We start from the raw sequence: 25,590 nt of genomic DNA, 5'->3' as shown, positions 1-25,590 counted from the left end.
ATTCGCACACGTTGGCGGCATATGCCGCCGGTTGATGAGGGAAAAGAAATGCGCAAGAATGCACTGACTCGTGTCCTCGCCGTAGGATGCGGCCTGACTATGATGGCCGCGCTCGCGGCCTGTGGCAACAACACCGCCACCACCAGCGACTCCGGAAGCGCGTCCAGCGAATCCACAGCCAAGATCTCCGGGCAGTTCTCGGGCGCGGGCTCCTCCGCGCAGCAGGCTGCCGTCGAGGCGTGGATCGCCAGCTATCAGGGGAAGAACCCTGACGCCAAGATCTCCTACAACCCCACCGGTTCCGGTGCAGGCGTCACCACCTTCCTGACCGGTGCCACGGCTTGGGCCGGCTCGGATGCCGCGTTGAGCGCGGACGAAGTCAAGCAGTCCTCGAGCGTATGCGCCTCGGGCACCGCCTTCGACATCCCGGTCTACATCTCCCCGATCGCCATCGTGTTCAACCTCAAGAGCATCTCCGGCAAGGGCAAGCACCTGAATCTTGACGGCCCGACGATCGCGAAGATCTTCGACGGCAAGATTACCACCTGGAACGACCCGGCCATCAAGAGCAGCAACCCGAAGGTGGAACTGCCCAGCACGCCGATCACGGTCGTGCACCGCTCCGACAAGTCCGGCACCACCAAGAACTTCCTGAGCTACGTCAAGGACGTTGCTGGCAGCGACTGGAGCTACGAGGTCGGCGAGAACTGGCCGAACCAAGTCGGCCAGGGCGCCAAGGGCACCGATGGCGTGGTCAACACCGTTTCGCAGGCTGACGGCACCATCGGATACGCCGATGCCTCCAAGGCTGGCGATCTGGGCACGGCAGCCGTCAAGGTCGGCGACGCCTATGTGCCGTACTCGGCCGAGGCCGCAGCGAAGGTCGTCGACGCCTCGCCGCTCGACAAGACCGCCACGGAGAAGAACCGCGTGGTCGTCGCAGTGGATCACGCCACCACCGCAGCCGGCGCCTACCCGGTCGTCCTGGTCTCCTACGGCATCGCCTGCCCGGCTTACAAGGACGCCAACACGGCCAAGTTCGTCAAGTCCTGGTTCTCCTACATCGTGAGCGCGGAAGGCCAGAAGGTCGCCGCTGACAACGCCGGCTCGGCCCCGATGAGCGACTCCCTGCGTCAGAAGGTCACCACCTCCATCGACGCCATCGCCACCAAGTAAGCACGGGCTTTAAGTCCCGATGATCGTCATCACCGCGCATTCGTCGATGGCACGCGACACGTCTGATTCGCAACAGCGAGACGTGAACCGTGCCGGGTGCAGCACTTCGCTGCTGCACCTTCGGCGGGTGCGCATGGCGATGCGAGAAATGAGGAGAACTGGTGAGTTCGCAAACTAGCGGTGCCAAACCGCACGGCGACGGAAAAATCGCCGACAATGTCTTCAAGGCCGTCGTCTACGCCTGTGGCATTCTGATACTCGTCGCGCTTGCCGCCGTGACGCTGTTCCTGCTCTTCCGCGCCTGGCCACTGATCGGAGGGGATCAGGGAGCGAACAAGGCGACCATAGAGTCCTTCACCGGCGGCGGCGCCCACAACTTCTGGCAGTACGTCGGTCCGTTGGTCTTCGGCACGGTGCTCGTGGCCGCGCTGGCTCTGGTGATTGCCTTCTTCATCGCTGTCGGCATCGCTCTGTTCATCTCGCATTACGCGCCCAAGCGCGTGGCCACGGCGCTCAACTACGTCGTGGACCTGCTCGCCGCGATTCCCTCGGTCATCTACGGCCTGTGGGGCGGCCTGGTGCTGGTGCCGGCGATTCATCCCTTCTGGGACTGGGTCGCCACCTATCTGGGTTGGATTCCGATTTTCGCCGGTCCTGCCGCCAACCCTTCGCGTACCGTGGCTTCGGTCGCCGTGGTGCTTGCAGTGATGATCCTGCCGATCATCACCTCGATGTCGCGCGACATCTTCGTGCAGACCCCGCGTCTGCAGCAGGAAGCCGCGTTGGCTCTGGGCGCCACGAAGTGGGAGATGATCAAGCTCGCCGTGCTGCCGTTCGGCCGCTCGGGCATCGTCTCCGCTTCGATGCTGGGCTTGGGCCGCGCGCTTGGCGAGACGATGGCCGTGCTCATGATCCTCTCCCCGGGGCTCAAGTACTCGGTCAAGATTCTCCAGGCTTCGCAGAACCAAACCATTGCGGCCAATATCGCCGCGCAATACCCCGAGGCGAACGCCCTTGGCGTTTCCACGCTGATCGGCACCGGTCTGGTGCTGTTCGTGATCACCTTCGCCGTCAATGCGCTTGCGCGGGCCGTCACGCGAAAGGCAGTTGCATAAATGTCACAGCAAACTTCGCAACCGGTGGGCGATTCCGCGCCCCAGGGCGACGCCCCGGTCATCGACTTCGATAAGTTCAAGCCCTCGCGATCCTACACGGCCGCACGCAAGCGCAAGGATCTCTTCATGCGCGTGCTGATCGCCGCGGCGTTCGTCGTCGCGCTCGTGCCGCTGGTATCGGTGCTGTGGACCGCCATATCCAAGGGCGTCAAGCGGCTCAACATCAACTTCCTGACGTACAACATGGAAGGCGTGATCGGCGGCAACCCGACTTCTTCGGGCGGCTACGGCGGCATCCTGCACGCCATCATCGGCACGCTGCTGGTCACCTTCGGTGCCATGCTGATTTCGATTCCGATCGGCCTGCTGTGCGCGGTCTATCTGGTCGAGTACGCGCACAACGGCAAGCTCGCGAAATCCATCGCGCTGCTGGTGGACGTCATGAGCGGCATCCCGTCCATCGTGGCCGGCCTGTTCGCCTTCTCGATGTTCACCATCGTGTTCGGCCCCGGCTCGCTCAGCGGCTTCCAGGGTTCGGTGGCCTTGTCGCTGCTCATGATCCCGACCGTCGTCAAATCGAGCGAGGAGATGCTCAAGGTCGTTCCTGCTGATTTGCGCGAGGCGGCGTATGCGCTTGGCGTCACCAAGCAGCGCACGATAACCAAGATCGTGCTGCGCACCGCGCTTCCGGGCATCGTGTCCGGCGTGATTCTGGCCATCGCCCGCGTGATTGGCGAGACCGCGCCGCTGCTGATGACCGCCGGCTACATCTCGTCGACGAACCTCAACCTCTTCTCCGGCCAGATGACGACGCTTCCGGTGTACGTCTATCAGGAATACAGCAAGCTTACGGTCACCTGCCCGGCATCTGCTAACGCGAACTGCGTCACCACCATCCCCATGGAACGTGCATGGGCCGGTGCGCTGACGCTGATCGTCATCGTGCTGCTGCTGAACCTGCTGGGCCGCCTGGTCGCCAAGGTCTTCGCCGTGAAGACCGAACGGTGATGCCCATGCTGCGAGAACAAGGCGCAGCAGGCGTCGGCTTCGCGCCGCGCACGGTTCATCCAGATGCCGCAGCGGCGAGTCGACTGCGATAAATACGAAAAGGAATATTATGGGACAACGCATTGATGTCAATCATCTCAACATCTACTACGGCGACTTCCTGGCCGTCGAAGATGTCAATATCGCGATCCAGCCCAACAAGGTCACCGCGTTCATCGGACCCTCCGGCTGCGGCAAGTCGACGGTGCTGCGCACGCTCGACCGCATGCACGAGATCATCCCGGGCGCGCATGTCAAGGGCGAAGTGAAGCTCGAAGGCCGCAATCTGTACGCCAAGGACATCGATCCGGTCGAGGTTCGCCGCGACGTCGGCATGGTCTTCCAGCGCGCGAACCCCTTCCCGACCATGTCCATTCGCGAGAATGTGCTGGCTGGGGTCAGGCTCAACAACCGCAAGATCAACAAGTCGGACGCTGACGAGCTGGTCGAGTGGGCGCTGCGCGGCGCGAACCTGTGGAACGAGGTCAAGGATCGCCTCGACAATCCCGGCATCGGCCTTTCCGGTGGCCAGCAGCAGCGTCTGTGCATCGCACGCGCCGTGGCCGTCCACCCGCAGGTGCTGCTCATGGACGAACCCTGCTCGGCGCTCGACCCGATTTCGACGCTGGCCGTGGAGGACTTGATCAACGAGCTCAAGAACGACTACACGATCGTGATCGTGACCCACAACATGCAGCAGGCCGCCCGCATCGCGGACTACACGGCTTTCTTCAACCTCAAGGCCGTAGGTGAGCCCGGGCACCTGACCTACTTCTCGGATACGAACACGATGTTCAACAACCCGCAGAACGAAGAGGCCGAGCGCTACATCTCCGGACGATTTGGGTGACGAATAGCCCTGTGGGCTATTCGTAGCCGGGCGCGATGTACGAGCGCCCGCGCAGGGTACAGTCGCCGCCGCAGGTGGCGTCCGTATCTATGTCTTGCAGACTGCTCGTAGCCGGGCGCGATGTACGAGCGCGCGTCGCTGTGTTCTGTCTGTCGCCGCGTAAGCGGCGTCCGCTGATCGAGCAAGCCTGCTAGGCAACGCGAAGGGCGGGGCGAACGATGCTATTGCAGCATCCGTTCGTCCCGCCCTTTGCGTTGTCTGCAACTGCCTGCGTAAGCTGCATACACGCACTCTATGAAAGAACTCTGGAATCCGCATGTAATATGCCTGACTGCTGTGGGTGGTATGGTCTCTCTGTCCGCATCCGGCGGACGAGTCGCAGTAACCTCGGCACGGTTCAGCCCGTGCGCAAACCAAGGAGCAGAAAGCAGTAATGGAACATTTCTTCCATCTGAAGGAGAACGGCACCACGGTCTCCACTGAGATCATGGCCGGCCTGACCACGTTCTTCGCGATGTCCTACATCATCATCGTCAACCCGCAGATCCTGAGCAAAACGGGCATGCCGTGGGGCGGCGTGTTCCTGGCGACCATCATCGCTGCGGTCATCGGCACGCTCGTCATGGGCCTGTTCGCCAATGTGCCTTACGCCCAGGCCGCAGGCATGGGCCTCAACGCCTTCTTCACCTACACGGTCTGCCTCGGCCTGAAGTTCACCTGGCAGGAGACCATGTGCATGGTGTTCCTGTGCGGCATCATCAACATCATCATCACCGTCACCAAAATCCGAAAGATGGTCATCGAGGCCATCCCCGAATCGCTGCAGCAGGCGATCGGCGGCGGCATCGGCCTGTTCATCGCCTACGTCGGCATGCTCAATGTCGGCTTCCTCAACTTCAAGGCCGGCGTCCCCGCGCTTTCCACGCTCAACCAGCCCGTGCTGTGGGTGTTCCTCATCGGCCTGATTCTCGCCATCGTGCTCAATGTGCTCAACGTCAAGGGCGCGATGCTCATCACCATCGCGGTGACGGCCATCATCGGCATTCCGCTCGGCGTGACCAACTTCGGTGCCTCCCATTCCCTGGGCCAGACCTTCTCCGAGCTGCCGACGACCCTCGGCGCGATCTTCACCGAGCAGGGCTTCCCCGCGCTGTTCTCCAACCCGGCCAGGCTGCCGCTCGTCATCGTGACCATCTTCGCGTTCTCGATGTCCGATACCTTCGACACCATCGGCACCTTCATTGGCACCGGCCGTCGCACCGGCATCTTCTCCGAGGAAGACGAGAAGGCCCTGGAGAACGGCTCCGGCTTCAGTTCCAAGATGGACAAGGCGCTCTTCTCCGACTCCATCGCCACTTCGATCGGCGCGATCTTCGGCACTTCGAACACCACGACCTACGTCGAGTCCGCTGCGGGCATCGGCGCTGGCGGTCGCACCGGCCTGACCTCCGTGGTGGTCGCTGCCTGCTTCGTGCTCTCCATCTTCCTCGCTCCGGTCGTCTCCGCGATTCCTGCGGCGGCCACCGCAGGCGTGCTCGTCGTGGTCGGCTGCATGATGGCGGCCAGCCTCAAGGACGTCAAGTGGGACGAGCTCTCCGAAGCGGTTCCCGCCTTCTTCGCGGCCGTGTTCATGGCGTACTCCTATTCCATCTCCTACGGCATCGCCGGCGGTTTCATCATGTACTGCCTCGTGATGACCTGCAAGAAGAAGGCCAAGGAGGTCCACCCGATCATCTGGATCGTCTCGGCCCTGTTCATCCTCGACTTCGTGACCATGGCCATTCTGGCCTGATCGCCTGCATGCTATGCGTATCGGGCCTCTTCGACGTGTTCGGGGAGGCCCGATACGCATTGCTATAGGCATTTCCGTTCCGCGGGCATACGCATACGTATTTCATAGGCATAGCTCATAGGCACAGGTGTGGGAATAGGCGCTGCTTGCATTCGGTCACTGCGCGCAATTAAGCTGGTGACTCGGCCGTGAAGACAGGCTGTGAAGCCACGCAACCGCAATATACGCAATATATACGACTATATGAGACTGCAATGTGCAGATTCGCAACGGTTGCAATCTGCCGCATCCGCCAAGACATCCGGGAGGGAATGTGTCATTGGGAAGCGTCGAATACGCCATCAAGCCGTGGAAGCACAACCATGCCGTGGACGGCAGCGCGCCGCACGGCTACGCGCTGGTGATGCCGGGAACCGGGTACACCTGCGACCGGCCGCTGCTGTACTGGTCCGCGCAAATGCTGGCGCAGACCGGCTGGCATGTCGACCTGCTTAATGTGCACAACACCAAGGACGATCTCTCCGAGGTGACGCCGGTCATCGAAACCGCCATCGACGAATGGCATGCTGCGGCACAGGCACAGGCCGCCGACGCCGGATTGCCGCAGCCGCGCATGCTGCTCATCGGCAAATCGCTCACCACGCTGGCGTACGGCCACGCCCGCAAGCTTGGCATCCCTATGGCGCTGTTCACGCCGGTGCTCAATCCGGCGCCCTTCGACTCCAGCGGCCAGCGCATCGCCGTGCCGAGCCGGGAAGAGGACGCAGGGGCAGGGGTCGAGACAGCGCGCAAGCCGCTTATCTGCGCGGGAAGTGCCGACCCGTATTACGATGCGGACCGCGCCCATGCGCTCAGCGAGGATGTCCATGAATTCCCCGGCGCGAATCATTCCATCGAGGTGCCCGGCGACTGGCAGCGTTCGCTCGAATATCTCTCCGGCACCGTGGCCGCGCTCGCGCGCTATGCCGCCGCGTTGTAGGCTCGCGGCAGGTTTCCCAGCAGGCTTTATTTACGGTATTGCAAGCCGCGCAACAGCTGAGCAGCGGCGCTCGGCGAAGACGGCGTCGGGGACGTGGCTGACGCCGGGCGCCGACACTCTTGTTTGCAAAATATGTGATTCGTATTACAGTGATGCTGTAAGGTTCACGCCAGACAGTCGTGAGCCGGATGTGCAATGCAAAAGGGGCGATGAAGCTACTTATGACGAATATCACGACGTATCTCAATGGGGTTCAGCACGTCGGCATTCCTACGACTGATCTGCAAAAGACCATCGACTACTACGACAAGCTCGGCTTCGAAGTCGCGGGCAAGTATCCCAACGGCGAGAGCACCTGCGCATTCCTGCGCCTGGCTAATCTGACGCTTGAGGTGTGGACTGTTGACGAGGCGGCCGGCGTGACCGGAGCCATCAATCATTTCGCACTTGACGTGACCGACATCGACAAGGCTTTCGAAGAGGCGCAGAAGCTGAACCTGGACTTTGTCGAAGGCTCGGTCCAGTACATTCCGACGTTCTGGCAGAAGGGCATCCGCTACTTCAATGTCCTCGGCCCGAACCACGAAACCATCGAGTTCTGCCAGATTCTGTAATCGGGCGGGCTTGAGCTTGCGTATGTTGAACCTTCGTCCGCCTTCGCCAAAAGCGACCGGCGGCAAGAAAGCTGTACGGGCTGTGCGACGCAGCGCAACCTGAATTATCTGGCATTGGTTATCCAGTACTGCATTACCCACCATGTGGTCAGACGCGCCAATACGGACTAGCGCCGTCATGCGCCTGATCAGGCGACGGGCCTCGGGCGAATTCGCCCTTCGTTCGATCGTCAAGCAACTGTCAAGAAAGAAGAAGAAATAATGGCAGCAAAATCAGTCTCGTGGAAGGAGCAGCCAGACGGATATCTCGACCGCACCCCGGTCCTGCAATTCGTGCTGGTGTCCATCCTGTTCGCCATGTGGGCGATCGCATCGAGCCTCAACGACATTCTGATCACGCAGTTCAAGGTCGTGTTCAACCTGAGCGATCTGGCGACCGCCTTCGTGCAAAGCGCCTTCTACGGCGGCTACTTCATCATCGCCATCCCCGCCTCGCTGTTCATCAAGAAGTCCAGCTACAAGATGGGCATCATCGCCGGCCTGGCCTGCTTCGCCGCAGGATGCTTCATCTTCTTCCCCGCGTCCCGTATGGCGACGTACGCGCCGTTCCTGTTCGCCATCTTCGTTGAGGCCATCGGCCTGAGCTTCCTGGAGACCTCCGGCGACACCTATGCGACGCTGCTGGGACCGCGCCGACTGGCGACCGTCCGACTGAACATCGCGCAGGTGATGAACGCGGTCGGCCTGATTATCGGCATCCTGCTGGGCAAGTACCTGATCTTCCAGGACTCGAACCTCAAGACCGAAATGGCCAAGATGACGCCTGAGGCCGCTCACGCCTACGGCATCGAGCAGCTGGGCCGCACGCTTTCGCCGTACAAGTACGTGCTGATCGTGCTCATCGTCCTCATTCTGGCCTTCGCCGTCACGAAGTTCCCCTCCGGCCGCCCGAAGACCGCCGAGGGTGCCGATGCGCATGCCGGCTTTGGCGAGACCATCACCCATCTGCTGCACAACCGCCGCTACTGGGGGGGCGTTGCCACCCAGTTCATCTACATCGGCGCGCAGACCGGCATCTGGTCCTTCACCATGCGTCTCGCCCTCAACATGTTCCCGCACTTCACCGAGCGTGACGCGGCCGACTTCATGCTGTGGAGCTACGGCTTCTTCCTCGTCGGTCGTTTCCTGGCGAGCTGGCTGCTCACGAAGTTCCGTGAGACCCGCGTGCTGTCCGTGTATATGATTCTCGGCACCCTGATGCTGCTCGGCACCGTTACCATCCACAGCGTCGTCGCCGTATGGATGGCCGCCGGCGTCAGCCTCTTCCTCGGACCTGGCTGGCCGACCATCTACTCCAGGACCCTGGAGACCGTCGAGGATCGTCGCTACACCGAGACCGCCGGCGCCATCATCGTGATGGCCATCGTCGGTGGCGCGGTGCTGCCCGCCGCTCAGGGCGCGCTCTCGGATGCCGCTGGCATGAAGGTCTCCTTCATCCTGCCGGCCATCGAGCTGCTTATCGTGGCGATCTACTTCCTCTTCGAGATGCGCCATGACAAGCTCACCCCGAAGCAGAAGCGCGATTTGGCGCTGCAAGGTCAGACGGCCTGATTGCGACCATCTGATGGCTGCAGCAGATATCTGACATAGGTATCTGACATAGATATTGTCGTAGATATCTGCCGCAGCGGCTGCAAACCGCCTGTCGTTTCCCGGCATCGTTGCCGAACCGGGAAGTGGCAGGCGGTTTTGCTTGGGGCCGCTTGCTTGGGGCCGCTTGCGTACTGCTGCCTGTACGTTGGCATCTGTGTTGAAATCTGTTGTTGGTATCTGCGTGCTGCCATCTGCATGCCGTTGTATGTATGCCGTTGTGTGCACGTCGTTGTATGTCCTGATGACTCGCGGTGCAGCCAACGACACGCCGTGGGAACGATCTTTGTGTTTCCAAAGTCCCTGCGCTCGCATACAGTATATATCTTGTAAACCACAGACCGTTGGTTAGAGGTGCAAGCCTCTCGAAGTTTGGTTCGCCAAGCCAGCGCAGGTTGAGATGAATGGCTCTTGTGCATCGCTGAGAGTCTGCCGCTTGCGGCCATGTTCGCTCTGCCTGTGCGCAGGGCTTTTTTTATGCCTGCAAGGCGGCATCGCGCCGAACTTCCCCAGCCAATGGTCGACTTAGGAAGGAACGCCATGAAAAGGCCCGAAAAGGCAGCGGTGATCGCGCAGCTTACGGAGCAATTCCGTAATGCTGATGCGATCTACCTGACCGAGTACCGCGGGCTTACTGTTCCGCAGATCTCCGATCTGCGCGAAAAGCTAGGCCGCGATACTTCCTATGCCGTGGCTAAGAACACGCTGGCTCGCATCGCCGCCAAAGAGGCCGGAATCGAAGGTCTCGATGAGACCCTCGCCGGTCCGACCGCCATCACCTTCGTGAAGGGTGACTACGTCGAGGCTGCGAAGACGCTGCGTGACTTTGCCAAGGTCAACAAGCCCCTCGTGCTCAAGGCCGGTTTCGCTGATGGAACCGTCTATGATGCCGAAGGCGTCAAGAAGCTTGCGGATCTCGAATCCCGCGAGGTGCTTCTGTCCAAGATGGCTGGCGCGCTCAAGGGCACGATGGCCAAGGCCGCCTACCTGTTCGTCGCGCTGCCCACCAAGGCCGTGCGCACGATCGACGCCCTGCGCGAAAAGCAGGAAAAGGCCGCCTGATTCCGTTCTTCGCGGCTTGCGCCGCGATACGAATCAGCATAAGTAAACAACATATTGTTGGCGACGGGTCAACATAACCACCATCCCGCCGCCGTGAAAGAAAGGAAGCCATCATGGCTAAGCTCTCCAACGAGGAGCTCCTCGACGCGTTCAAGGAAATGACCCTGGTCGAACTCTCCGAGTTCGTGAAGACCTTCGAAGAGGAATTCGACGTCGAGGCTGCCGCCCCGGTCGCCGCCGCTGCCGCTGCTCCGGGTGCCGCTGCTCCGGCCGAGGAAGAGAAGGATGAGTTCGACGTCATCCTCGCTTCCATTGGCGACAAGAAGATCCAGGTCATCAAGGCCGTTCGCGCCATCACTTCGCTCGGCCTGGCCGACGCGAAGGGCCTGGTCGACTCCGCCCCGAAGGCCGTCCTGGAGAAGGCCAAGAAGGAAGATGCCGAGAAGGCCAAGGCTCAGCTCGAAGAGGCTGGCGCCACCGTCGAGCTCAAGTAGTCGTCGCGGCTTTTGGCCGCATGATTGCAGAGTTGCAAACCCCGCCGTCCGTGACTGTTCACGGCGGCGGGGTTTTGCGTTATGGTGGACCGATAAGCTCTGGCTGCGTGAGTGCTATGCGCTGCAAGGGACTGTGCAATGGGCTGTTGGGCTGTGCAATTGGCTGAATGAGGAGCCAAGAATCAGCGCCGAATGCGTGAAAGTTGTCAATTCATGAGGGTAATCCGCGACGTTCGGATGAAAACATGACACAATAGCAAATAGTGTGCGTATATGGGCGTATATGGGAAGGAAGGCCGATACGGTGAGCGAGCAACGGATTGCACGGCGGTGGATCGTCAAGGCCAATGGTGCCGAGCAGACCGAAGTGGCGGTGGGCGAGAGCGTGGAGATTGGGCGAAAGCCCTTGCGGCCGCTGGCCGACGACGGCTTCGAGCGCATGGAGATCGAGGATTCCTCACGCTCGATGTCGAAGCGGCACGCCGTATTCTCGGTTGACGAGCACGGTGCTGCGGTGCTGCGCGATCTCAATTCCACGAACGGCAGCTATGTCGTAGGCGACCGCGGTGGGCTGATGCGGCTGCAGGGCGGAGCAGACTTCCCGCTGCCCATGTCGCCGTTGCGCATGCAGTTCGGCGATGTCCCTGTGGACTTCGTGCAGGTGGAGGAAGCGGTCGATGGCGAGGAAGAGGAGCAGCCAGCCGAACAGACGCCGAATTTGTTCTCCTACGCGGCTGCCGAACCGAAGCCCGCTGAGCCGGGCATGGCGGATATGTCCGTAGACGACATCCTCAACCTGCGCGCAGGCGAGCCCACGACGGCGATTTCCACGGCGACGGTCGCCGGCAAAGTGAACGCCTTGAAAGCCAGTGCGGCATTCTCCTTCCCGCCGACTGATGATGTATCGGCGGATGATGTAGCTGCGGACGATGCGGATGGGGACGATGCGTTTACTGATGGGGCGGCTGCTGATGATGCGGCTGCGGACGCAAGCGTAGCTGAGCATGAGCGAGCTTCGCATGAAGCACCTTCGGCTGAGGCGGGTACAGAGTCACCGGTCGAGAATGCCGCAGAGAAGGCATCGTATGAGGAAGCAGCTACGGGGAATGCGGCTGCGGCGGCTGCGGCTGCGGAAGCAACTGCGGCTGAGGCGGCTGACCCTGGCAAGTCTGACGATCAGACCCGCGCCCTGCCGCAGGGCAGCGCTGCTGCACATGACGGACAGCCGGCGGGTGATGCCATGCTCGGCCATGCCGCAACGCATATTTCGGTGAACGTCGTGCAACCAGGCCAGCGCGACGCAGTGCGTCAGCGCGATCTCTTTGTCGACGCGCTCAGCGATGGCAACGACGATAATGACGTTCAGGCTGGTGCTGTCGCTGGCAATGCGGACGAACCGCGCGGCGAGGCTCAGCCGGGCTCGCAGCAATCAGAGGATTCTGGGCATGCCGAGCATGCTGGGCATCCGGAATTCGCGGGGCGCGAGATTGGCGTCGGTGAGATTTTCAGTGCCGTGAACCGCAATCGGGGCGCGTCCGACGAGCGTGCCGAGCAGCCTGATCAGTTTGTGCAGCCTGAGCAGTCCGAACCCAGTCAGGCAGCGGTGCAGGAGATCACACAAGGTGTATCAAGCGGTTCGTATGGTGATGAAACCGCAGCGTTCACGCCGGTGTTCGAACCTGGCTCGGTGTTCGAGCGGGTGTCCAAAGGCGACTTCGGCAAACGCGAGCCGGCGGTCGACATCGACGGTCTGACCTCGGACGATGCGAAGCGCACCGGGGATTTCACGCAGCAATTTGAGATGGCGAAGCACCCGCAACTGCTGCCTTTCCTCGCAATGAATCCGTCGCTCTACGACGATCTGTACGCATGGCTGGCGGCACTGGGAGACAAGGACATTGACGCGGCGCTGTCGCGCAACGCCGGATATGAGGAATACCGCACAGCGGTAGGGAAGTGAGCGGGGTATGAGCGAAACCATGCAGTCCGGATTCTCCGGAGCAGGCTTGGAACGCATCCGTCGGTGGCGTGAGGAATACCGCACCGGCCTGAACCCGTCGCCGCTTGAGGATGTGAGCCAGCTGACCGCGCAGCTGGATATGACCCATGCGCATCCTTCCGGCATCGCGCAGCTATTCGCCAGCGGGCAGGCCACGCTCGACGCGCTGTTCCGCGACTCGGGCATGCTACGCGCCGCAGGGAGGCGATTGGAGCGCGTCCTGGACGATCGCTCCGCGAAGCGCAGGCTCAGCGGCGTCGCGCCGTTGTCGATGATCGTAGGCGTGGCGACGTGGACCGGCGCAAGCGTCCCGGTGCTTATGTACCCGGTCGACGTGGTACGCAAGCCGAACGGCAGGGAAACCGATGCCACGATTCGATTCACCGGGCGTGTGCGGCTCAACCCGAGCTTCGTGGCCGCGTTGCATGAGCAGGGCGTCGACCTCGATGAGGACGAGCTGTTCGATGGCAGTAACTATGCCAGCGGGACTCCCGAGACCTCGGCTGTTTTCGAGGCCATCACACGGCAGGCCATCGGCGTGTTCGCCGATTTCGATATCGAACGCGACATCGTGCTGGGCTGCTTCATCGATCCCGCATCGCAGATACTGCTGGAAACGCGCCGGATCATCGACAAGCTTGAACATGGCGGTTCCGGCAGCACCGTGCTGGACGCGCTCGCCGGCGACGAGCAGGCGGCGGCTGCGCTCAAGGGCGCTGAACCGCTGTCGTACAGTCCTTTCGATGGTGATCCGCACAACGAGTACGAGATCGGCGATGTGGACAACACCGTGCGGTACGCGGCGAATATGGTGGCCGCTGGAAACTCGTTGTTCATGGACGTCTGCGCCGGGCGCGACACCGCTTTGGAATCGGCGGCCATCGCCTCGCGCTGCGTGATGAACGGTCGTTCGGTGCTTTATGTGCCCTGCGTGGCCGAGCAGAAGCGCCGTTTTCTCGGTGCGATCAATGCCGGCGAACTGGAAGGACAGGTGCTGGACGCCGCGGACGAGCACCTCAACCACAGCCTGGACCAGCAGCTGATCGAGGCGGTCGGCTTTCAGCCTGGCGTGGCGACCTCGCGCTTCAACCAGCTCGCCGACGAGCTGGTCGGCGTCAGGTCGCGTCTGGCGCGCTACCTGGGCGATCTGCATGGGGTGAGCGAGCAGTGGGGGGTCTCCGCCTACCAGACCATTCAGAATCTGGCGACCATCGCCATGCTTCCCACGCATCCGGCGACGCATGTGCGGCTGAGCAAGACTGCAGCCCATGCGCTCGGCGAGCATATGGACGAATGGGCCGCCAAACTCAGGCAGGCCGGCGAATTGGGCGAGTACACCGTCGGGCCCGAGGACACCGCCTGGTACAAGGCATCGGTGATGAGCGAAGGGGATGCCGTCGCGGCATACCGTCGCGTCGGCGACGTGCTGCGCAAGCTGCTGCCGGCGACACGCTCCCAAGTTGCCTCCACGGTGCAGACCTGCGGATTCCCGATTCCCACCACGGCTCAGGAGTGGAGCCGTCAGACGATGGTGCTGCGCAATCTGCGCCGCGTGCTCGACGTGTTCCAGCCCGAGATATTCGAACGCGACATCGACGCGATGATCGAGGCCAGCAAGCCCAAATCGGTGCGCAAGGCCGAAGGCACGTCGATGGGCTTCTGGGAGCGGCGTCGACACATCAAGGAGGCCAGAAGCCTGCTGCGCGTCGGCGCGCAGATCGAGGATCTGCATGAGGCGCTTAAAGTCGTCGCCAGGCAGGCCGAGCAATGGCATATGTTCGTGCCGCACGGCGGCTGGCCGGTGCTGCCCGCCAAGCTCGACGTGACGCTTGAAACGCAGGAGGCGCTGATGGAGAACATCACGGCGCTCGACGCCGTGCTCGCCACCACACCGCTTGGCGCGAACCTGGAAACGCTCGATTTCAACACGCTCGAAGAACGTCTCAAGGCCTTGTACGACGACCATCTGGCGCTGGACACGCTGCCCGGGCGCTGCCGTTTGGAACGCGAATTCCAGACCGTCGGTCTCATGGAGCTCGTGGACGATCTGCGCAACCGCGGCGTCGCCACCGATGCGGTCGAAGGCGAGCTGCAGCTCTCATGGTGGACGACCGTCTTCGAGGATATCGTGCGCTCCTCGGCGATCATCTCCAATCAGGACGGCTCTGCGATGCAGGCCGCCGCCGACCGTTTCGCGCAGGTCGATGTCGAGCATGTGCGCTCGATCGGGCCGATGGTTCGTCAGGAGGCTATGCGGCGGCTGTGCGATCTGCTGTTCTCGCGCACCCAGGAGGCCAACCAGCTGCATACTGTGCTGGCCGGCACTTCGCCCGTGCAGCTCAGCAGGCTGTGGCGCGACCATCCGCAGGTCCTCGCTGCGGCTAAGCCCATCATCGTGGGCACGCCGTCCACGCTCGCCGCGCTGAGCGACCCATCGCCGCTGTGCGATGTGGCGATTATTGATGCTGGCGCCCACCTGCCTTCCATTCAGCTCCTGTCGGTTGTCAGCCGTGCGCGTCAGGTCGTGGTGCTTGCGCACCGCGACACCGTGACCTCCGATGCCTTGGCCGTGCTGATCGATATGCTTCCCGCCGTCAAGACCGCAGCGCGTCCGATGCGGCGTTCGCCGCAGCTCGCCGCTTTGCTTGAGCGGCAAGGCTATGGGCCGGCGCCGAGCGATCTGACAACCGAATCCATGCAGGGGCACGTCGCCTTCCACAGGGTTGAGGCGGTCGGCGTCCCGGTGATGTCCAGCGGGCTGGTGGAGAGCAGCCAGCAGGAGATCGATGAGGTCATACGTCTCATCACGCAGCGCGCCTCGAGTTTCACCATCGTGCCGGCCGGCTATGTGCTGGGCGTCATCACATTGACCTCGGTGTTCAGAACGCGGCTGGGAGCCGAGCTCAAATCGCTGGCGACGAAGAATCCGGCGATGGGTCGTTTCCTGCGCCATGTGCGCCTCATCAGCATCACCGAAGTGACCGGAGCCCGGGCCGATGACGTGATCATCTCCCTGTGCTACGCCAAAACCTCGCATGGCCGCCTCCTGCAGCAGTTCGGCCATCTCGAAGGCGAAGGCGGGCGCGGCCTGCTGCTTGACGCGCTCGCCTTGGCTGACCGCAATGTCGACATCGTCTCCGCATTCGGTGCCGAGGACCTTGACGACGAGCGCCTGCATCAGCCCGGCCCACGGCTGCTCAAAACCGTGCTGCTCTGGGCTGAGCAGCAGGACGATGACGAGCCGATATGGCCTGCGGCCAAGAAGACGTCGGACAATGTGCTGTTCAACGATTTGGCCGATCGCATCCGCGCTCGCGGGCTGAATGTGGCGGTGGATTACGGCTTCGCCAACGGGGCTCATATCCCGCTGGTGATAGGCCTGAAGGGCAAGCCCTATGCACTTGCCATAATCACGGATGATTCGCGCTTCATGAGCGTGCAGTCGACCCGTGCGCGTCACCGCGTCCTCACGCAGGATTTGGAGGCGCTTGGCTGGTCGGTCATGAACGTATGGAGCGTGGGCGCCTTTGTGAACCCCGACAAGGAAGTTGACCGAGTTGTCGAACGCATCAGTGAGATCTATCGGGATGTACGATGAGCGCGTACGATCCTTTCCGTCGCAAGCCCCGCGCCCACACCCGTGTTGTGCGGGCGGGATCCGAGCATTTTGACGCGGACGGCGTCAAGCTCGAACCTGGCGATATGCGTACCGAGAGCCAGCGCGAGGCCGACGACGACAGGCGCATACTCACCGAGCTTCCCCCGCACTGGGGCGTGTTCGCCGAGCGCGACTGAGGGTATGGTGGGGCTTGGGGCTTGGGGCTTGGGGCTTGGGGCTTGGGGCTGGACTTGGCTTGGTTCTGCGGCTAAGGTAGCGCTCTTGACTTGATTGAGATTTCAGAGGGTCGCGCAGCTAAGGGTCGCCGCCGTGTATCTTGGCGTAGACGCGTTAGCCTTTCTTTATGTCCACGCTCGTTGAGCAGCCCTTTCGAGTTGTCGTATTGATTCCTCCTGTCGAGTCGCTGTTGTCATCACTTGGCTACGGCCATAATCGCCCCTCGCTCCTGCACAGACAACATGGTGACAGCGTCGCGGGGTGGAAGCGCGAGCGGTACGGAAACGCCTGCGCCCACGCCGGCATCGTCACGCTGTGCCTCGCCCATGACGATGGCTGTTGCGACGATCACGCAGGTGCCGTCATCCCGTCCGGCAGCATTGCCGTTGCCTTGTGCGTTGCTGTCAGCTTGCGCGTTGCCACCGGTCTGCGCACCGTCGGCTTGCGCATGGCCGTCAGTCTCCGCTGCCTGTTGCACGGGGCATCCGGTTGATGCCGCCAGCGACACTTCGTCGCCGAGCCGCATGCCCAAGGATGCGCCGGCCAGACGGGCTTCGACCACGGTGAAGCCCTTGGGCACCACGGGCGATCCTCTGATCATGGTGTCCAGCAGCGGCTGCCCAGGTTTGATGTCGATTTGCGCGATGCGGCCGTTCACCTCAGACGGGCTTCGCGCCGCGGACTGCCACGCGGCTGCGGATGGAACTGTACGCATCTCGACGTCTGCGGGGCGTATGTGCGTGCCTTGGCGCAGCGACCGGGCGGCTACGAGCACTTCCTGCGTCGCTGTGGCGGAGGCTACGCTGTGCAAGGCGAAGAACACAGCGAGTCCGGCCAGCAGCGGTATCAGCACGCGCCGCAGTGTGGCGATAGCCCGGCGCTGGCGCAGCCCAGGGCGAGGAGGCGGCTGGCCATCTCGTCGGCTGAGAATCCGCGGCAAAGGCATATGAAATAAGGTTGTCATACCTGCCATGATGACTGTAGCCACTCGCTCAGTCCATTCCAATCAGGTCATGTGGTCGAACGCTTCGAGTTATCCACATTCCGGGCGTGTCGCGCTGAACCGTTAAGCGAACAGTTTTGCTGAGCTGTTAAGTCAGCACCTGTCCGAAGCTACAGCCGATTATCGTAGTATCGGTTGAAGGCAATCAGTGAGGTCAAGAAGATAGCCAATGATAAGGCCATGCCTGCAGCGATGAAATACAAGACGGTGAGTTTCAGCATTTCAGCCAGAATGACCAATGCGACGGCGAATGCCGTGTTGACGAGCAGCATCACGCGGGCGACTGCTGAATTTGCCTTGATACGAATAAGCTCGTCTCGCTCGTCGCGGTGAATAGTGACTTCAAGCGTCCTGCGCGGCCAGATGAATGTTGCTGCTATCAGTGCGATGCCCGCTACGATCAGTGCCGCGCAGCCAATGCCAGCGGCGGCGGGTGGCAGTTTCAGTGCTTTGGGCTTTTCGGCAAGCACGCCGCCGACGGTGACGCCAAGCATCAGCATAACGACTCCGCTGACTGCGGTGGAGCCTCGCGCCTGACCGCGTGCTGATTTGCGCGAGTTGTGGTTCGATGCTTCTTCAGCCTTGTCTTCCTCGTCGACTGTCTTATGCATAGCCGTTCTCCTCATCATCGAGTCGTTTGTTCGCTTCGAGTTGGCATATATCTTCGACGGTCGTGGCGAATGCCCGCGCCAGCCGATAGGCGAGCATGAGCGAAGGATTGTACTGTCCCTTTTCGATTGAGATGATCGTGCGTGACGACACATGCACTGCGTCCGCCAGCTCCTGCTGCGTCATTCCCGCCTGATTACGATATTCGCGGATTTTGGTTTTCACTGATTTGCACCACCCCGTCCCTCAATGCGCGTCTGTCGCTAAACAGCTAAGATATGAAGCTACCTTCATGTGAAGGTAGCTTCATAATATATCGTGTTCCTGTGGCTGTCAACGAGGAGCCATTGTGGGTAGTAAGCAGGCTATTGCGAACTATTTTCCATGTAACTGGAACGATTCGGACGCTTACGTGCGGGCAGCGTCCGAATCGTTCCATTAATCCGGGCCTACTGGGAGAAATACGCCACTGACGCGCGGTCAGTGGCGTATTCCTGCCAATATCATGCAGTTAGGAACGGAGCAGAAGGACGGGCCAAAGGCCGGCTCTGCGAAACCCGCAAAACCTACGAAACCTGCGAAATTACTTCGAGCCTTTTCCGCTGCCGCTATCCGTGCGGTAGAAGCCGTGGCCCTTGAACTCGATCGGCACCGCCGAGAACACCTTGCGTATCTGCTCTTCGTGGCAGCTCGGGCATATGGTGATCGGGTCGTCATCGAACGATTGGTATTCGGTGAAGTCATACCCGCAGTTCTTGCAACGGTAATGATAGGTTGGCAACGGTCTTCCTCCACAGGCTCAGGTCAGCTGATTGATTGAAATTCAATCCGTTCATATCCTAGTACCAGCCTCGACACGCGAAGTTTCACCAGTCGTGAACGCTGCAGGCCCACTGCTAGGTCAGCCGTCGCAACGCGTCACATATCGCCCAGCTCAAGCATCTCGTCGACCGCGATGTCGTGGCTTTCGCGTGGCAGGGGCTCGCTCGTTCTCTCCCAAGGCCAGCAGACGGCCACAATGTGTGCGCGCGGCCCGCGTTCGATGAGCGCGCGATCGTACCAGCCCCCGCCGCGTCCCAGCCGCATGTTGCTGCCATCGACCGCCAAGGCGGGCACGAAGATCATGCTCGCCTCGCGCAGAGCGTCAGGCCCGAGTACCGGACTATGCGGCTCGCGCGGGCGCATGCCGCCCGAAGTCGTGCGGGGCATGGGTTCAAGCGCGCCTGAATCGCCCAGCTCGCTCCACCCGATGTCCAATCCGGAGCCGAGCCGGGGAACTAGCACGCGCATGCCGCGCTGCTGCAAGGCCGCAATCATGGGCATCGTCGGAATCTCAGTGCCCATAGATATATACGCGGCAATCGTGCTGCGCGCCGGCAGCTCCTCGACGCGCCGTAGCGCGGCCCGCATCAGCAAGTCGCCGGCGTGTTCGAACTCGCTCGATTCGATGGCTCGGCGTCGCGCCAGCGCGGCTTTGCGCAGGGCCTTTTTCGCAGCTTTCGCAGCCTTCGCATCATCATCCATAGTCATCCTCGTTCCCATTTCCTCGTCTCGCCTCGAAATGCGCAACATATCGTATTGCCCGCTCTGTGTCATTCGCAAGCGGCGGCTCATGTCTGTGTCGCAGCTCTTCTCCTAGTCTAGAGTCCGGCCCTGCGCACGGTTATCGAAAAGAATCATCAAAGCCGTGGGAGAATGGGGCCGTGTCATTATTACGGTCATTGCGCGAGGTGTTCGCGCCCGAAGTCGGCGGCATCACCATGCCGGATGCGCTTGCCGCCCCGGCGGGAGCGGTGCCCATCACGCTGCGTCCGCTGGATGCGCAGGATTACGATGAGTGGAACGATGTGCGCCGGCGCAACCATGAATGGCTGGAACCTTGGGAATCAGGCGATCCGCAGCATGGGCCGGGCCTGAGCTTCAACGCCTGGCTGCAGCGCCAGCATCGCGACGAGAGCAACGGCACGGGCGCGCTGTTCGTGATTGAATACCAGATGCATATCGTCGGGCAGATTTCGCTGGGCGCGATCAGCTATGGCTCGATGCGCACCGGTGTGGTCGGCTATTGGGTCGATCAGCGACACGCCGGGAAGGACATCGCGCCGACGGCTGTCGCGCTATTGGCTGATTGGGCGCTGCTCGACCCCAGCGGACCTGACCTGCACCGGCTGGAAATCGCCATCCTGCCGCACAACGCCCGGTCCCGGCGCGTGGCCGAGAAGCTCCACGCCCACCATGAGGGCATACGGCCGCGCTACATGTACGTCGATGGCGCTTGGCGGGACCACGATACATTCAGCTTGCTGTCCGAAGACGCTCCGGAAGGGTTCGCAAAACGGCTTATCAGCCGACACGCCCGGGAATAATCATCCCAAAGTGCCAAAAAGTCTTCTATTGTTAGGACACATGGGTTACGAATCGTTGAGCACCGTCATAGTCCTCGCGATTCTCGTGATCGTGATGGTCGGTTGGCTGCCTGGCAAGACGGTCGACAGCATGAAGCGAGTCGTCGAACGCCGGCAGGACAGGTTTTCGTCATCGCTGCATCTGGTCGATGAGAACAGCGGCATGCGGTTTTCCGATGGACGTACATACGAGGTGAAAGAGGCGGTTATGCAGCCACAGCAGTCACGAGGCGCTCAGGCGTACCGTGAGCATGTCGCGCAGGTGCGCAAGTTGCGGCGCGAGGCGATCCGCCGTCGCAGAATTCTCGTGCTCACGTTGGCTGTGCTCACGCTCGCCGTATTCGGCATGTCATTCGTATGGCACTTCAATCCGTTGTTCGCGCTGATCCCCTTGCTGCTGCTGGCGATGACGCTTGCTCTGGGCGTACGCGCCGCGAGGCAAGCCCAGGAGTGGGAGCGCCACGTTGCGGCGCATCGCGCAGGCGTGTCGCGCCACAAGGCCGGTGCTGCGCTCGAGACGCACGCTGATTCCTCCGATGAACGCAGGAACATTGACACTGGCCGCGCGCCACAGGCTGAACGCGACGATGCTCAGGGCAACGCAGAGAACGCGCAGAACGCACAAAACCGCGATGATGCGCCGACGGATATTATGGGGCAGCGCGAAATACGGCGTGCGCTCAGGCGCGCACAGGAGGAGGGCAAGGCGGCCCGTCTTCAGCATCAGTCGCATGCAGCATCCTCGGCTGATGCCGCAGTTGGAGAGTCGGCTCGCAAGGTAGCTGACAAAATGGCCGACAAGGCGGCTGAAGCAACCGTGCCTTCCGTTGAAGCAAAAGCGAATGCGGACGCTTCCGCCAAGAACGAGTCCAGGGAATCCGCGCAATCCACAGGTGTTGCGGATGCAGCGGATGTCGCGGCGCGCAAGACCGCAGCGAAGCAGTCCTCGGCGCAGAAAACTTCAGCGCAGTCCGATACGGGTCATATGGCCGATGCATCCGATGCCACGTCCGAGCTGGAACGTGTCCATGCCGCCGCAGCGCTTGATGCCTTCGATATGGCTACGCAGCAGGATCTCATCTCCTTCTCGCTGGGTGCCCCTCGCAACGTCGAGGAGTCTGCGCAGGAGCCCCCCGAAAGTCTGGAAATCAAATCAATGCGGCAGGTGGCCAAGGCCGTGCCTCAGGATGTGCACGATGCAGATGCCGCATCCGCTGTCGCTACGGCACCATTTGACGACGCCGTACCGGATAATGACGCTGCGCCAGCTATCGACGATGCCGATCAACCTGCATCGGAGCAGCCTGCGGACACCACGAAAGCTGTGTCACAGGCCACAAAGCGCCCGGTGAACGACGCGCAGGCCTTCCACCGCGCCGAAGTCGAAGCCGACGTTGAGGTGCCCGATGCGACCTCGGACTCGCTCGGCAGCGGTATCGAGGCGGTGCTCGCTCGCCGCGCCTCCTGAGCTGGCTGTAGTCGCGCCGCAGCAATTGCCGTAGCCGCTTGTTCTAACGGCGTTGGCGCAATATGGTGCCTAGGTGATTTCTGCCCGCAATTCCCAGTAATTCCCTTGCAATTCCCTGCAAGGACAATGGTTTCACTCTCAGCGTTAGCACTCGAGTTGGCAGAGTGCTAATTTTCGCGCTACGATAAGGCACGAGCGCAACGGGACGATGCGGACAGTGATCGTCAGCCCTGGAAGCGGTGCCCCCGCGCGGGAACAATCGATTTCTCTCACATAGAAAGAGGAGGTCCACAGTGTCGATCTCACTCACACCGTTGGAAGACAAGATCATCGTCAAGCAGGCTGAGGCCGAGACGCAGACCGCTTCCGGCCTGTTCATCCCGGACAATGCCAAGGAGAAGCCCCAGCAGGGCGAAGTCCTGGCCATTGGCCCCGGCCGCCGTGATGATGACGGCAGGCGCATCCCCGTGGATGTCAAGGTCGGCGACAAGGTGCTGTACTCCAAGTACGGCGGCACCGAGGTGAACTACAAGGGCGAGGATTACCTGATCGTCGCCTCTCGCGACGTGCTCGCCATCCTGAACTGATCAGTTCCGACAGCTCGCGTTCGTTTCGGCCCCGGACGGCTTCGTGCCTTCCGGGGCCGAAGCATATCTGCGTATGCAGTTTGGTCGGCATGCGGTTGGTTGATGTGCGGTTGTGACCGGCGTGCCGCGCCTATCACACTTGCCGTGTGTGGAATGCGGCGGGAAGGGATTACGATGGACGCATGACATATAAGCATCGTGCGATCATCGACAGCATCCCCGGATACAAGCAGGGCAAGCCCGCCCCTGTAACGCAAGGGCAGCGCAGCTTCAAAATATCCAGCAATGAGAACCCCTTCGAGCCGCTTCCCAGCGTGGTGAAGGCCATTGAGCAGCAGGCTTTGGGCACCATCAACCGCTACCCCGACATGCGCGGCTGGGAGTTGGTCGAGCGCTTGGCCGCGATGGACGGCGTCGAGCCGGAGAACGTGGTGCTGGGATGCGGTTCGAGCGAGGTCATCACGCAGCTCGTGTCGCTGGTCGCAGGGCCCGGAGATGAGGTCATCTACCCGTGGCGCAGTTTTGAAGCGTACCCGATCATCGTTGCAGGAGCCGGCGCATCCAGCGTGCAGGTGCCGAACCTGCCGGACGGCTCGCACGACATCGATGGCATCATCGGCGCGCTGAACGAGCATACCCGTCTGGTCATCCTCAACAATCCCAACAATCCCACCGCGACTTCCCTGAGCGACGCGGACGCCCGGCGCGTCATGGAAGCGGTGCCGTCGGACGTGCTCGTGCTCTTCGACGAGGCGTATTTCCAGTTCAACACCGAGCCGAACACCAATGTCGCTATGGATCTTTTCCGCGAGTATCCGAATATTGTGGTTGCGCATACCTTTTCGAAGGCCTATGGCCTGGCTGGGCTGCGCGTGGGGTATGGGGTGGCACCCGCCGATGTGATCGACGGCATGCGCAAGGTGTCGCTGCCCTTCGCCGTAAGCGATGTGGCCCAGCGTGCGGCGAAGGCCTCGCTGGATGTTTCGGTGGAGCTTGGGGAGCGTGTGCAGGCAATCATCGCCGAACGCGACCGTGTCGTGGCGGCGTTGCGCTCCCAGGGCTGGGACTTCGCCGAGCCGTATGCGAACTTCTTCTGGCTGGCGCTGGGAGAGCGGACCGATGAGGCTGCGGCGATCTTCACCCAGGCCGGGCTGTCGGTGCGCGTGTTCAGCGGCGAGGGCATTCGCATCACTATCGGCGAGCCGGAGGCGAACGACACCGTCATCGACGTATGCCAGCAGTTGAAGACGCAGGGATTCTGAACCACAGGGATTCCGAATCTCCTGAATCGCAAGGGTTCTGAATCGCAGAGGTTCTAAAGACGGACGCAGAGGTGCTGAATCGCAGGGGCTGCGAGGCAGGACTTCAGCAGCTCGGCATCGCGCGAAGTGAAGCTGCCGGGAGCAACACGGCGTGTCTCTGACTTGCGCATGTCGGGCAAACGTGGCATTATAGCCAAGTTGCCAATTTACGGCTTACGTCGTGAGCGGCAGCATGCCGGATTTCCCAAGCGGTCAAAGGGAGCTGACTGTAAATCAGCCGTCTACGACTTCAGTGGTTCGAATCCACTATCCGGCACGCCTCGATAGCTCAGTGGTAGAGCACTTCCTTGGTAAGGAAGAGGTCGTGAGTCCGATTCTCACTCGAGGCTCTCTGGCGGGGTAGCTCAGCTGGTTAGAGCGTACGACTCATAATCGTAAGGTCAAGAGTTCGAGTCTCTTCCTCGCTACAAAGACTGGCATACGCCAGTACCAACGACCACAGAGGTGAACGAAATGGCAAGCAAGAGCGCGGATATCCGTCCCGGCATCACGCTGGCATGCACTGAGTGCAAGGAACGCAACTACATCACGACGAAGAACCGTCGCAACACGCCGGATCGTCTTGAGCTGAAGAAATTCTGTCCGCGCTGCGGCAAGCAGACCGCGCACCGCGAAACCCGCTGACGTCTGCTATTTCGCTGTAGCAAAGTATTCTTTTCCAAGACGGGGTAACTGCTGTTGCAGTATACCGCCTCATTGCAAAGCCTGACTTCGGTCGGGCTTTTTGCGTTTGCAGACCCATGAGCTGGTGGCTTATAGGTCATAAAGTGTGTCTGTGTGTCAGTCGGTTCCATCTGGGTATCTGGTGGTGGTGTGGAATTCGTTCCAGTTGATGCCGGTGCCGTATCGGTTGGGGATGCCGTAGGTCTCGTATGCTCCTTGCGGGCTTGATTCCCATGCCTTGCGGTAGAGCTCCTCGATGTGCTGGTCGGTGATGGCGTTAGCGGCGAGCCATGCGGCGGGTTGCGGGTGCTGGCTGTGCTGGTGGCACCACCAGCAGATGGCCTTGATGCGCCGGATGAGGCGCAGGCCGCGGTGGTGGCGCATCATGTCGCGCAGCCGCGCGTTCCAGGATTCGATCTGGTTGTTCGTGGCCGGGACCGGCCCTTCCTTCGTGAGCTCGTCGTCCAGGAACGTGAACAGGTGCTGCTCCCTGATGCGCTTGCGGATCATGCGCCGGGCCTTGACGAGCCGCCGGTGGGTGTCCTCCATGCTGCCGTCCCCGTAGCGGCTCTGCTCGTCGAGGAACCCGGCGAAGTCCTGCTCCCACTGGTTGCATGCCGCCAGCCATGCGGCGGCGTCGTCCCGGGTTTTGGCGCGCGAGAGCCGCACGGCGATTCTCCTCAGCCGCTTGCCGGCCTCCAGGAGCGGCCGCATGCCGGTGAGCTCGCTGATGTTCATGCACACGTGGAGCAGGCAGCGCGGGTTATAGGAACAAACGTGTTGGTTTAGACTGTGGTTTTTAGCTGGTGTTGTTGGGGTATGGGGTGCTGGCGTGCAGTTCGTTCCAGTCGACGCCGCTGCCCGGGGCTGGCTCGTCGCCGGTATGCCGTTCGCTTTCCCGTTCCTGCTGCGCTTTGGCC

At 61.6% G+C, this 25,590-nt stretch carries 23 protein-coding genes, 3 tRNA genes and 1 pseudogene; 21 read left to right on the top strand and 6 right to left on the bottom strand.

The window, feature by feature from the left end; genetic code table 11:
* The first annotated feature begins 48 nt into the window (after positions 1 to 48).
* From pstS to DDF78_RS02855, 13 genes are all read left to right on the top strand, one after another.
* Entirely contained in the window at positions 49 to 1,176 is a 1,128-nt protein-coding gene (pstS, locus tag DDF78_RS02920) for a phosphate ABC transporter substrate-binding protein PstS (RefSeq protein WP_152580307.1), read from the top strand.
* Positions 1,177 to 1,337: 161 nt separating this feature from the next.
* Complete coding sequence (gene pstC, locus DDF78_RS02915) at positions 1,338 to 2,291, top strand: phosphate ABC transporter permease subunit PstC (protein ID WP_152580306.1); 954 nt, start codon at positions 1,338 to 1,340, stop codon at positions 2,289 to 2,291.
* Positions 2,292 to 3,299 carry a phosphate ABC transporter permease PstA gene (pstA, locus tag DDF78_RS02910; protein WP_152580305.1) on the top strand — a complete coding sequence of 336 codons (1,008 nt, stop codon included), beginning with the start codon at positions 2,292 to 2,294 and terminating at the stop codon, positions 3,297 to 3,299.
* Between the two features lie 109 nt (positions 3,300 to 3,408).
* Complete coding sequence (gene pstB, locus DDF78_RS02905) at positions 3,409 to 4,188, top strand: phosphate ABC transporter ATP-binding protein PstB (protein ID WP_152580304.1); 780 nt, start codon at positions 3,409 to 3,411, stop codon at positions 4,186 to 4,188.
* A 433-nt stretch (positions 4,189 to 4,621) separates the two neighbouring features.
* Positions 4,622 to 5,980, top strand: coding sequence for an NCS2 family permease (locus DDF78_RS02900; RefSeq protein ID WP_152580303.1), 1,359 nt, complete (start codon positions 4,622 to 4,624; stop codon positions 5,978 to 5,980).
* 313 nt (positions 5,981 to 6,293) lie between these two features.
* Positions 6,294 to 6,959, top strand: coding sequence for a hypothetical protein (locus tag DDF78_RS02895; protein ID WP_152580302.1), 666 nt, complete (start codon positions 6,294 to 6,296; stop codon positions 6,957 to 6,959).
* A gap of 221 nt (positions 6,960 to 7,180) precedes the next feature.
* On the top strand, positions 7,181 to 7,573 hold the full coding sequence (locus DDF78_RS02890) for a VOC family protein (RefSeq protein ID WP_152580301.1): 393 nt from the start codon (positions 7,181 to 7,183) through the stop codon (positions 7,571 to 7,573).
* 261 nt (positions 7,574 to 7,834) lie between these two features.
* Complete coding sequence (fucP, locus tag DDF78_RS02885; protein ID WP_152580300.1) at positions 7,835 to 9,184, top strand: L-fucose:H+ symporter permease; 1,350 nt, start codon at positions 7,835 to 7,837, stop codon at positions 9,182 to 9,184.
* Positions 9,185 to 9,763: 579 nt separating this feature from the next.
* Positions 9,764 to 10,285, top strand: coding sequence for a 50S ribosomal protein L10 (gene rplJ, locus DDF78_RS02875; RefSeq protein ID WP_152580299.1), 522 nt, complete (start codon positions 9,764 to 9,766; stop codon positions 10,283 to 10,285).
* Between the two features lie 113 nt (positions 10,286 to 10,398).
* Positions 10,399 to 10,779 carry a 50S ribosomal protein L7/L12 gene (gene rplL, locus DDF78_RS02870; protein WP_152580298.1) on the top strand — a complete coding sequence of 127 codons (381 nt, stop codon included), beginning with the start codon at positions 10,399 to 10,401 and terminating at the stop codon, positions 10,777 to 10,779.
* A gap of 304 nt (positions 10,780 to 11,083) precedes the next feature.
* Positions 11,084 to 12,739 carry a variant leucine-rich repeat-containing protein gene (locus tag DDF78_RS02865; RefSeq protein WP_162000927.1) on the top strand — a complete coding sequence of 552 codons (1,656 nt, stop codon included), beginning with the start codon at positions 11,084 to 11,086 and terminating at the stop codon, positions 12,737 to 12,739.
* 7 nt (positions 12,740 to 12,746) lie between these two features.
* On the top strand, positions 12,747 to 16,376 hold the full coding sequence (locus DDF78_RS02860; protein WP_152580296.1) for a PDDEXK-like endonuclease domain-containing protein: 3,630 nt from the start codon (positions 12,747 to 12,749) through the stop codon (positions 16,374 to 16,376).
* Positions 16,373 to 16,573, top strand: coding sequence for a hypothetical protein (locus tag DDF78_RS02855; protein WP_152580295.1), 201 nt, complete (start codon positions 16,373 to 16,375; stop codon positions 16,571 to 16,573). Before DDF78_RS02860 ends, DDF78_RS02855 begins: the two co-directional genes overlap by 4 nt.
* 236 nt (positions 16,574 to 16,809) lie before the next feature.
* Here DDF78_RS02855 and DDF78_RS02850 read toward each other — a convergent pair whose 3' ends face one another.
* From DDF78_RS02850 to DDF78_RS02830, 5 genes are all read right to left on the bottom strand, one after another.
* A complete protein-coding gene (locus DDF78_RS02850) occupies positions 16,810 to 17,577 on the bottom strand; it encodes an SAF domain-containing protein (protein ID WP_162000671.1) in 768 nt (255 codons plus the stop codon).
* 149 nt (positions 17,578 to 17,726) lie between these two features.
* Positions 17,727 to 18,227: a hypothetical protein gene (locus DDF78_RS02845; protein WP_152580293.1), complete on the bottom strand. Its 501-nt coding sequence runs from the start codon at positions 18,225 to 18,227 to the stop codon at positions 17,727 to 17,729.
* Positions 18,220 to 18,450: a helix-turn-helix transcriptional regulator gene (locus DDF78_RS02840; RefSeq protein ID WP_152580292.1), complete on the bottom strand. Its 231-nt coding sequence runs from the start codon at positions 18,448 to 18,450 to the stop codon at positions 18,220 to 18,222. Before DDF78_RS02840 ends, DDF78_RS02845 begins: the two co-directional genes overlap by 8 nt.
* A gap of 358 nt (positions 18,451 to 18,808) precedes the next feature.
* Positions 18,809 to 19,006, bottom strand: a complete 198-nt coding sequence (locus DDF78_RS02835) for an FmdB family zinc ribbon protein (protein ID WP_152580291.1) — start codon at positions 19,004 to 19,006, stop codon at positions 18,809 to 18,811.
* 137 nt (positions 19,007 to 19,143) lie between these two features.
* Positions 19,144 to 19,767, bottom strand: coding sequence for a 5-formyltetrahydrofolate cyclo-ligase (locus tag DDF78_RS02830; RefSeq protein ID WP_237564524.1), 624 nt, complete (start codon positions 19,765 to 19,767; stop codon positions 19,144 to 19,146).
* 161 nt (positions 19,768 to 19,928) lie between these two features.
* Here DDF78_RS02830 and DDF78_RS02825 point away from each other — a divergent pair, with 161 nt between their 5' ends.
* The 8 genes from DDF78_RS02825 (at position 19,929) to rpmG (ending at position 24,631) form a co-directional block, all read left to right on the top strand.
* Positions 19,929 to 20,591 carry a GNAT family N-acetyltransferase gene (locus tag DDF78_RS02825; protein ID WP_415482561.1) on the top strand — a complete coding sequence of 221 codons (663 nt, stop codon included), beginning with the start codon at positions 19,929 to 19,931 and terminating at the stop codon, positions 20,589 to 20,591.
* Between the two features lie 40 nt (positions 20,592 to 20,631).
* The gene (locus DDF78_RS02820; protein ID WP_152580290.1) at positions 20,632 to 22,098 is read left to right on the top strand and encodes a hypothetical protein; all 1,467 of its coding nucleotides are present in this window, start codon (positions 20,632 to 20,634) and stop codon (positions 22,096 to 22,098) included.
* Positions 22,099 to 22,391: 293 nt separating this feature from the next.
* Positions 22,392 to 22,685: a co-chaperone GroES gene (groES, locus tag DDF78_RS02815; RefSeq protein ID WP_152580289.1), complete on the top strand. Its 294-nt coding sequence runs from the start codon at positions 22,392 to 22,394 to the stop codon at positions 22,683 to 22,685.
* 182 nt (positions 22,686 to 22,867) lie between these two features.
* Positions 22,868 to 23,947 (top strand): histidinol-phosphate transaminase, encoded by a 1,080-nt coding sequence (locus DDF78_RS02810; RefSeq protein ID WP_152580288.1) that lies wholly within the window; start codon positions 22,868 to 22,870, stop codon positions 23,945 to 23,947.
* Positions 23,948 to 24,181: 234 nt separating this feature from the next.
* A tRNA-Tyr gene (locus DDF78_RS02805) sits at positions 24,182 to 24,263 on the top strand.
* Between the two features lies 1 nt (position 24,264).
* Positions 24,265 to 24,336: transfer RNA gene (locus DDF78_RS02800), tRNA-Thr, on the top strand.
* A gap of 4 nt (positions 24,337 to 24,340) precedes the next feature.
* A tRNA-Met gene (locus tag DDF78_RS02795) sits at positions 24,341 to 24,414 on the top strand.
* A gap of 46 nt (positions 24,415 to 24,460) precedes the next feature.
* Positions 24,461 to 24,631, top strand: coding sequence for a 50S ribosomal protein L33 (gene rpmG, locus DDF78_RS02790; protein WP_024464311.1), 171 nt, complete (start codon positions 24,461 to 24,463; stop codon positions 24,629 to 24,631).
* Positions 24,632 to 24,787: 156 nt separating this feature from the next.
* Here rpmG and DDF78_RS02785 read toward each other — a convergent pair.
* A pseudogene (locus DDF78_RS02785) lies at positions 24,788 to 25,429 on the bottom strand (transposase family protein); the annotation flags it as partial.
* Positions 25,430 to 25,590: the final 161 nt, after the last annotated feature.

Origin of the sequence: Bifidobacterium tibiigranuli, from assembly GCF_009371885.1 — a bacterium.
GTDB lineage: Bacteria > Actinomycetota > Actinomycetes > Actinomycetales > Bifidobacteriaceae > Bifidobacterium > Bifidobacterium tibiigranuli.
This window is presented reverse-complemented; position numbering and strand designations above follow the sequence as displayed.

What these genes read in the sequence shown, in the direction of transcription:
- pstS (WP_152580307.1), top strand. Translation starts at nt 49, where the DNA reads ATGCGCAAGAATGCACTGACTCGTGTCCTCGCCGTAGGATGCGGCCTG.
- pstA (WP_152580305.1), top strand. Translation starts at nt 2,292, where the DNA reads ATGTCACAGCAAACTTCGCAACCGGTGGGCGATTCCGCGCCCCAGGGC.
- pstB (WP_152580304.1), top strand. Translation starts at nt 3,409, where the DNA reads ATGGGACAACGCATTGATGTCAATCATCTCAACATCTACTACGGCGAC.
- DDF78_RS02900 (WP_152580303.1), top strand. Translation starts at nt 4,622, where the DNA reads ATGGAACATTTCTTCCATCTGAAGGAGAACGGCACCACGGTCTCCACT.
- DDF78_RS02890 (WP_152580301.1), top strand. Translation starts at nt 7,181, where the DNA reads ATGACGAATATCACGACGTATCTCAATGGGGTTCAGCACGTCGGCATT.
- fucP (WP_152580300.1), top strand. Translation starts at nt 7,835, where the DNA reads ATGGCAGCAAAATCAGTCTCGTGGAAGGAGCAGCCAGACGGATATCTC.
- rplJ (WP_152580299.1), top strand. Translation starts at nt 9,764, where the DNA reads ATGAAAAGGCCCGAAAAGGCAGCGGTGATCGCGCAGCTTACGGAGCAA.
- rplL (WP_152580298.1), top strand. Translation starts at nt 10,399, where the DNA reads ATGGCTAAGCTCTCCAACGAGGAGCTCCTCGACGCGTTCAAGGAAATG.
- DDF78_RS02860 (WP_152580296.1), top strand. Translation starts at nt 12,747, where the DNA reads ATGAGCGAAACCATGCAGTCCGGATTCTCCGGAGCAGGCTTGGAACGC.
- DDF78_RS02855 (WP_152580295.1), top strand. Translation starts at nt 16,373, where the DNA reads ATGAGCGCGTACGATCCTTTCCGTCGCAAGCCCCGCGCCCACACCCGT.
- DDF78_RS02850 (WP_162000671.1), bottom strand. Translation starts at nt 17,577, where the DNA reads ATGACAACCTTATTTCATATGCCTTTGCCGCGGATTCTCAGCCGACGA.
- DDF78_RS02845 (WP_152580293.1), bottom strand. Translation starts at nt 18,227, where the DNA reads ATGCATAAGACAGTCGACGAGGAAGACAAGGCTGAAGAAGCATCGAAC.
- DDF78_RS02830 (WP_237564524.1), bottom strand. Translation starts at nt 19,767, where the DNA reads ATGGGAACGAGGATGACTATGGATGATGATGCGAAGGCTGCGAAAGCT.
- DDF78_RS02820 (WP_152580290.1), top strand. Translation starts at nt 20,632, where the DNA reads ATGGGTTACGAATCGTTGAGCACCGTCATAGTCCTCGCGATTCTCGTG.
- DDF78_RS02810 (WP_152580288.1), top strand. Translation starts at nt 22,868, where the DNA reads ATGACATATAAGCATCGTGCGATCATCGACAGCATCCCCGGATACAAG.
- rpmG (WP_024464311.1), top strand. Translation starts at nt 24,461, where the DNA reads ATGGCAAGCAAGAGCGCGGATATCCGTCCCGGCATCACGCTGGCATGC.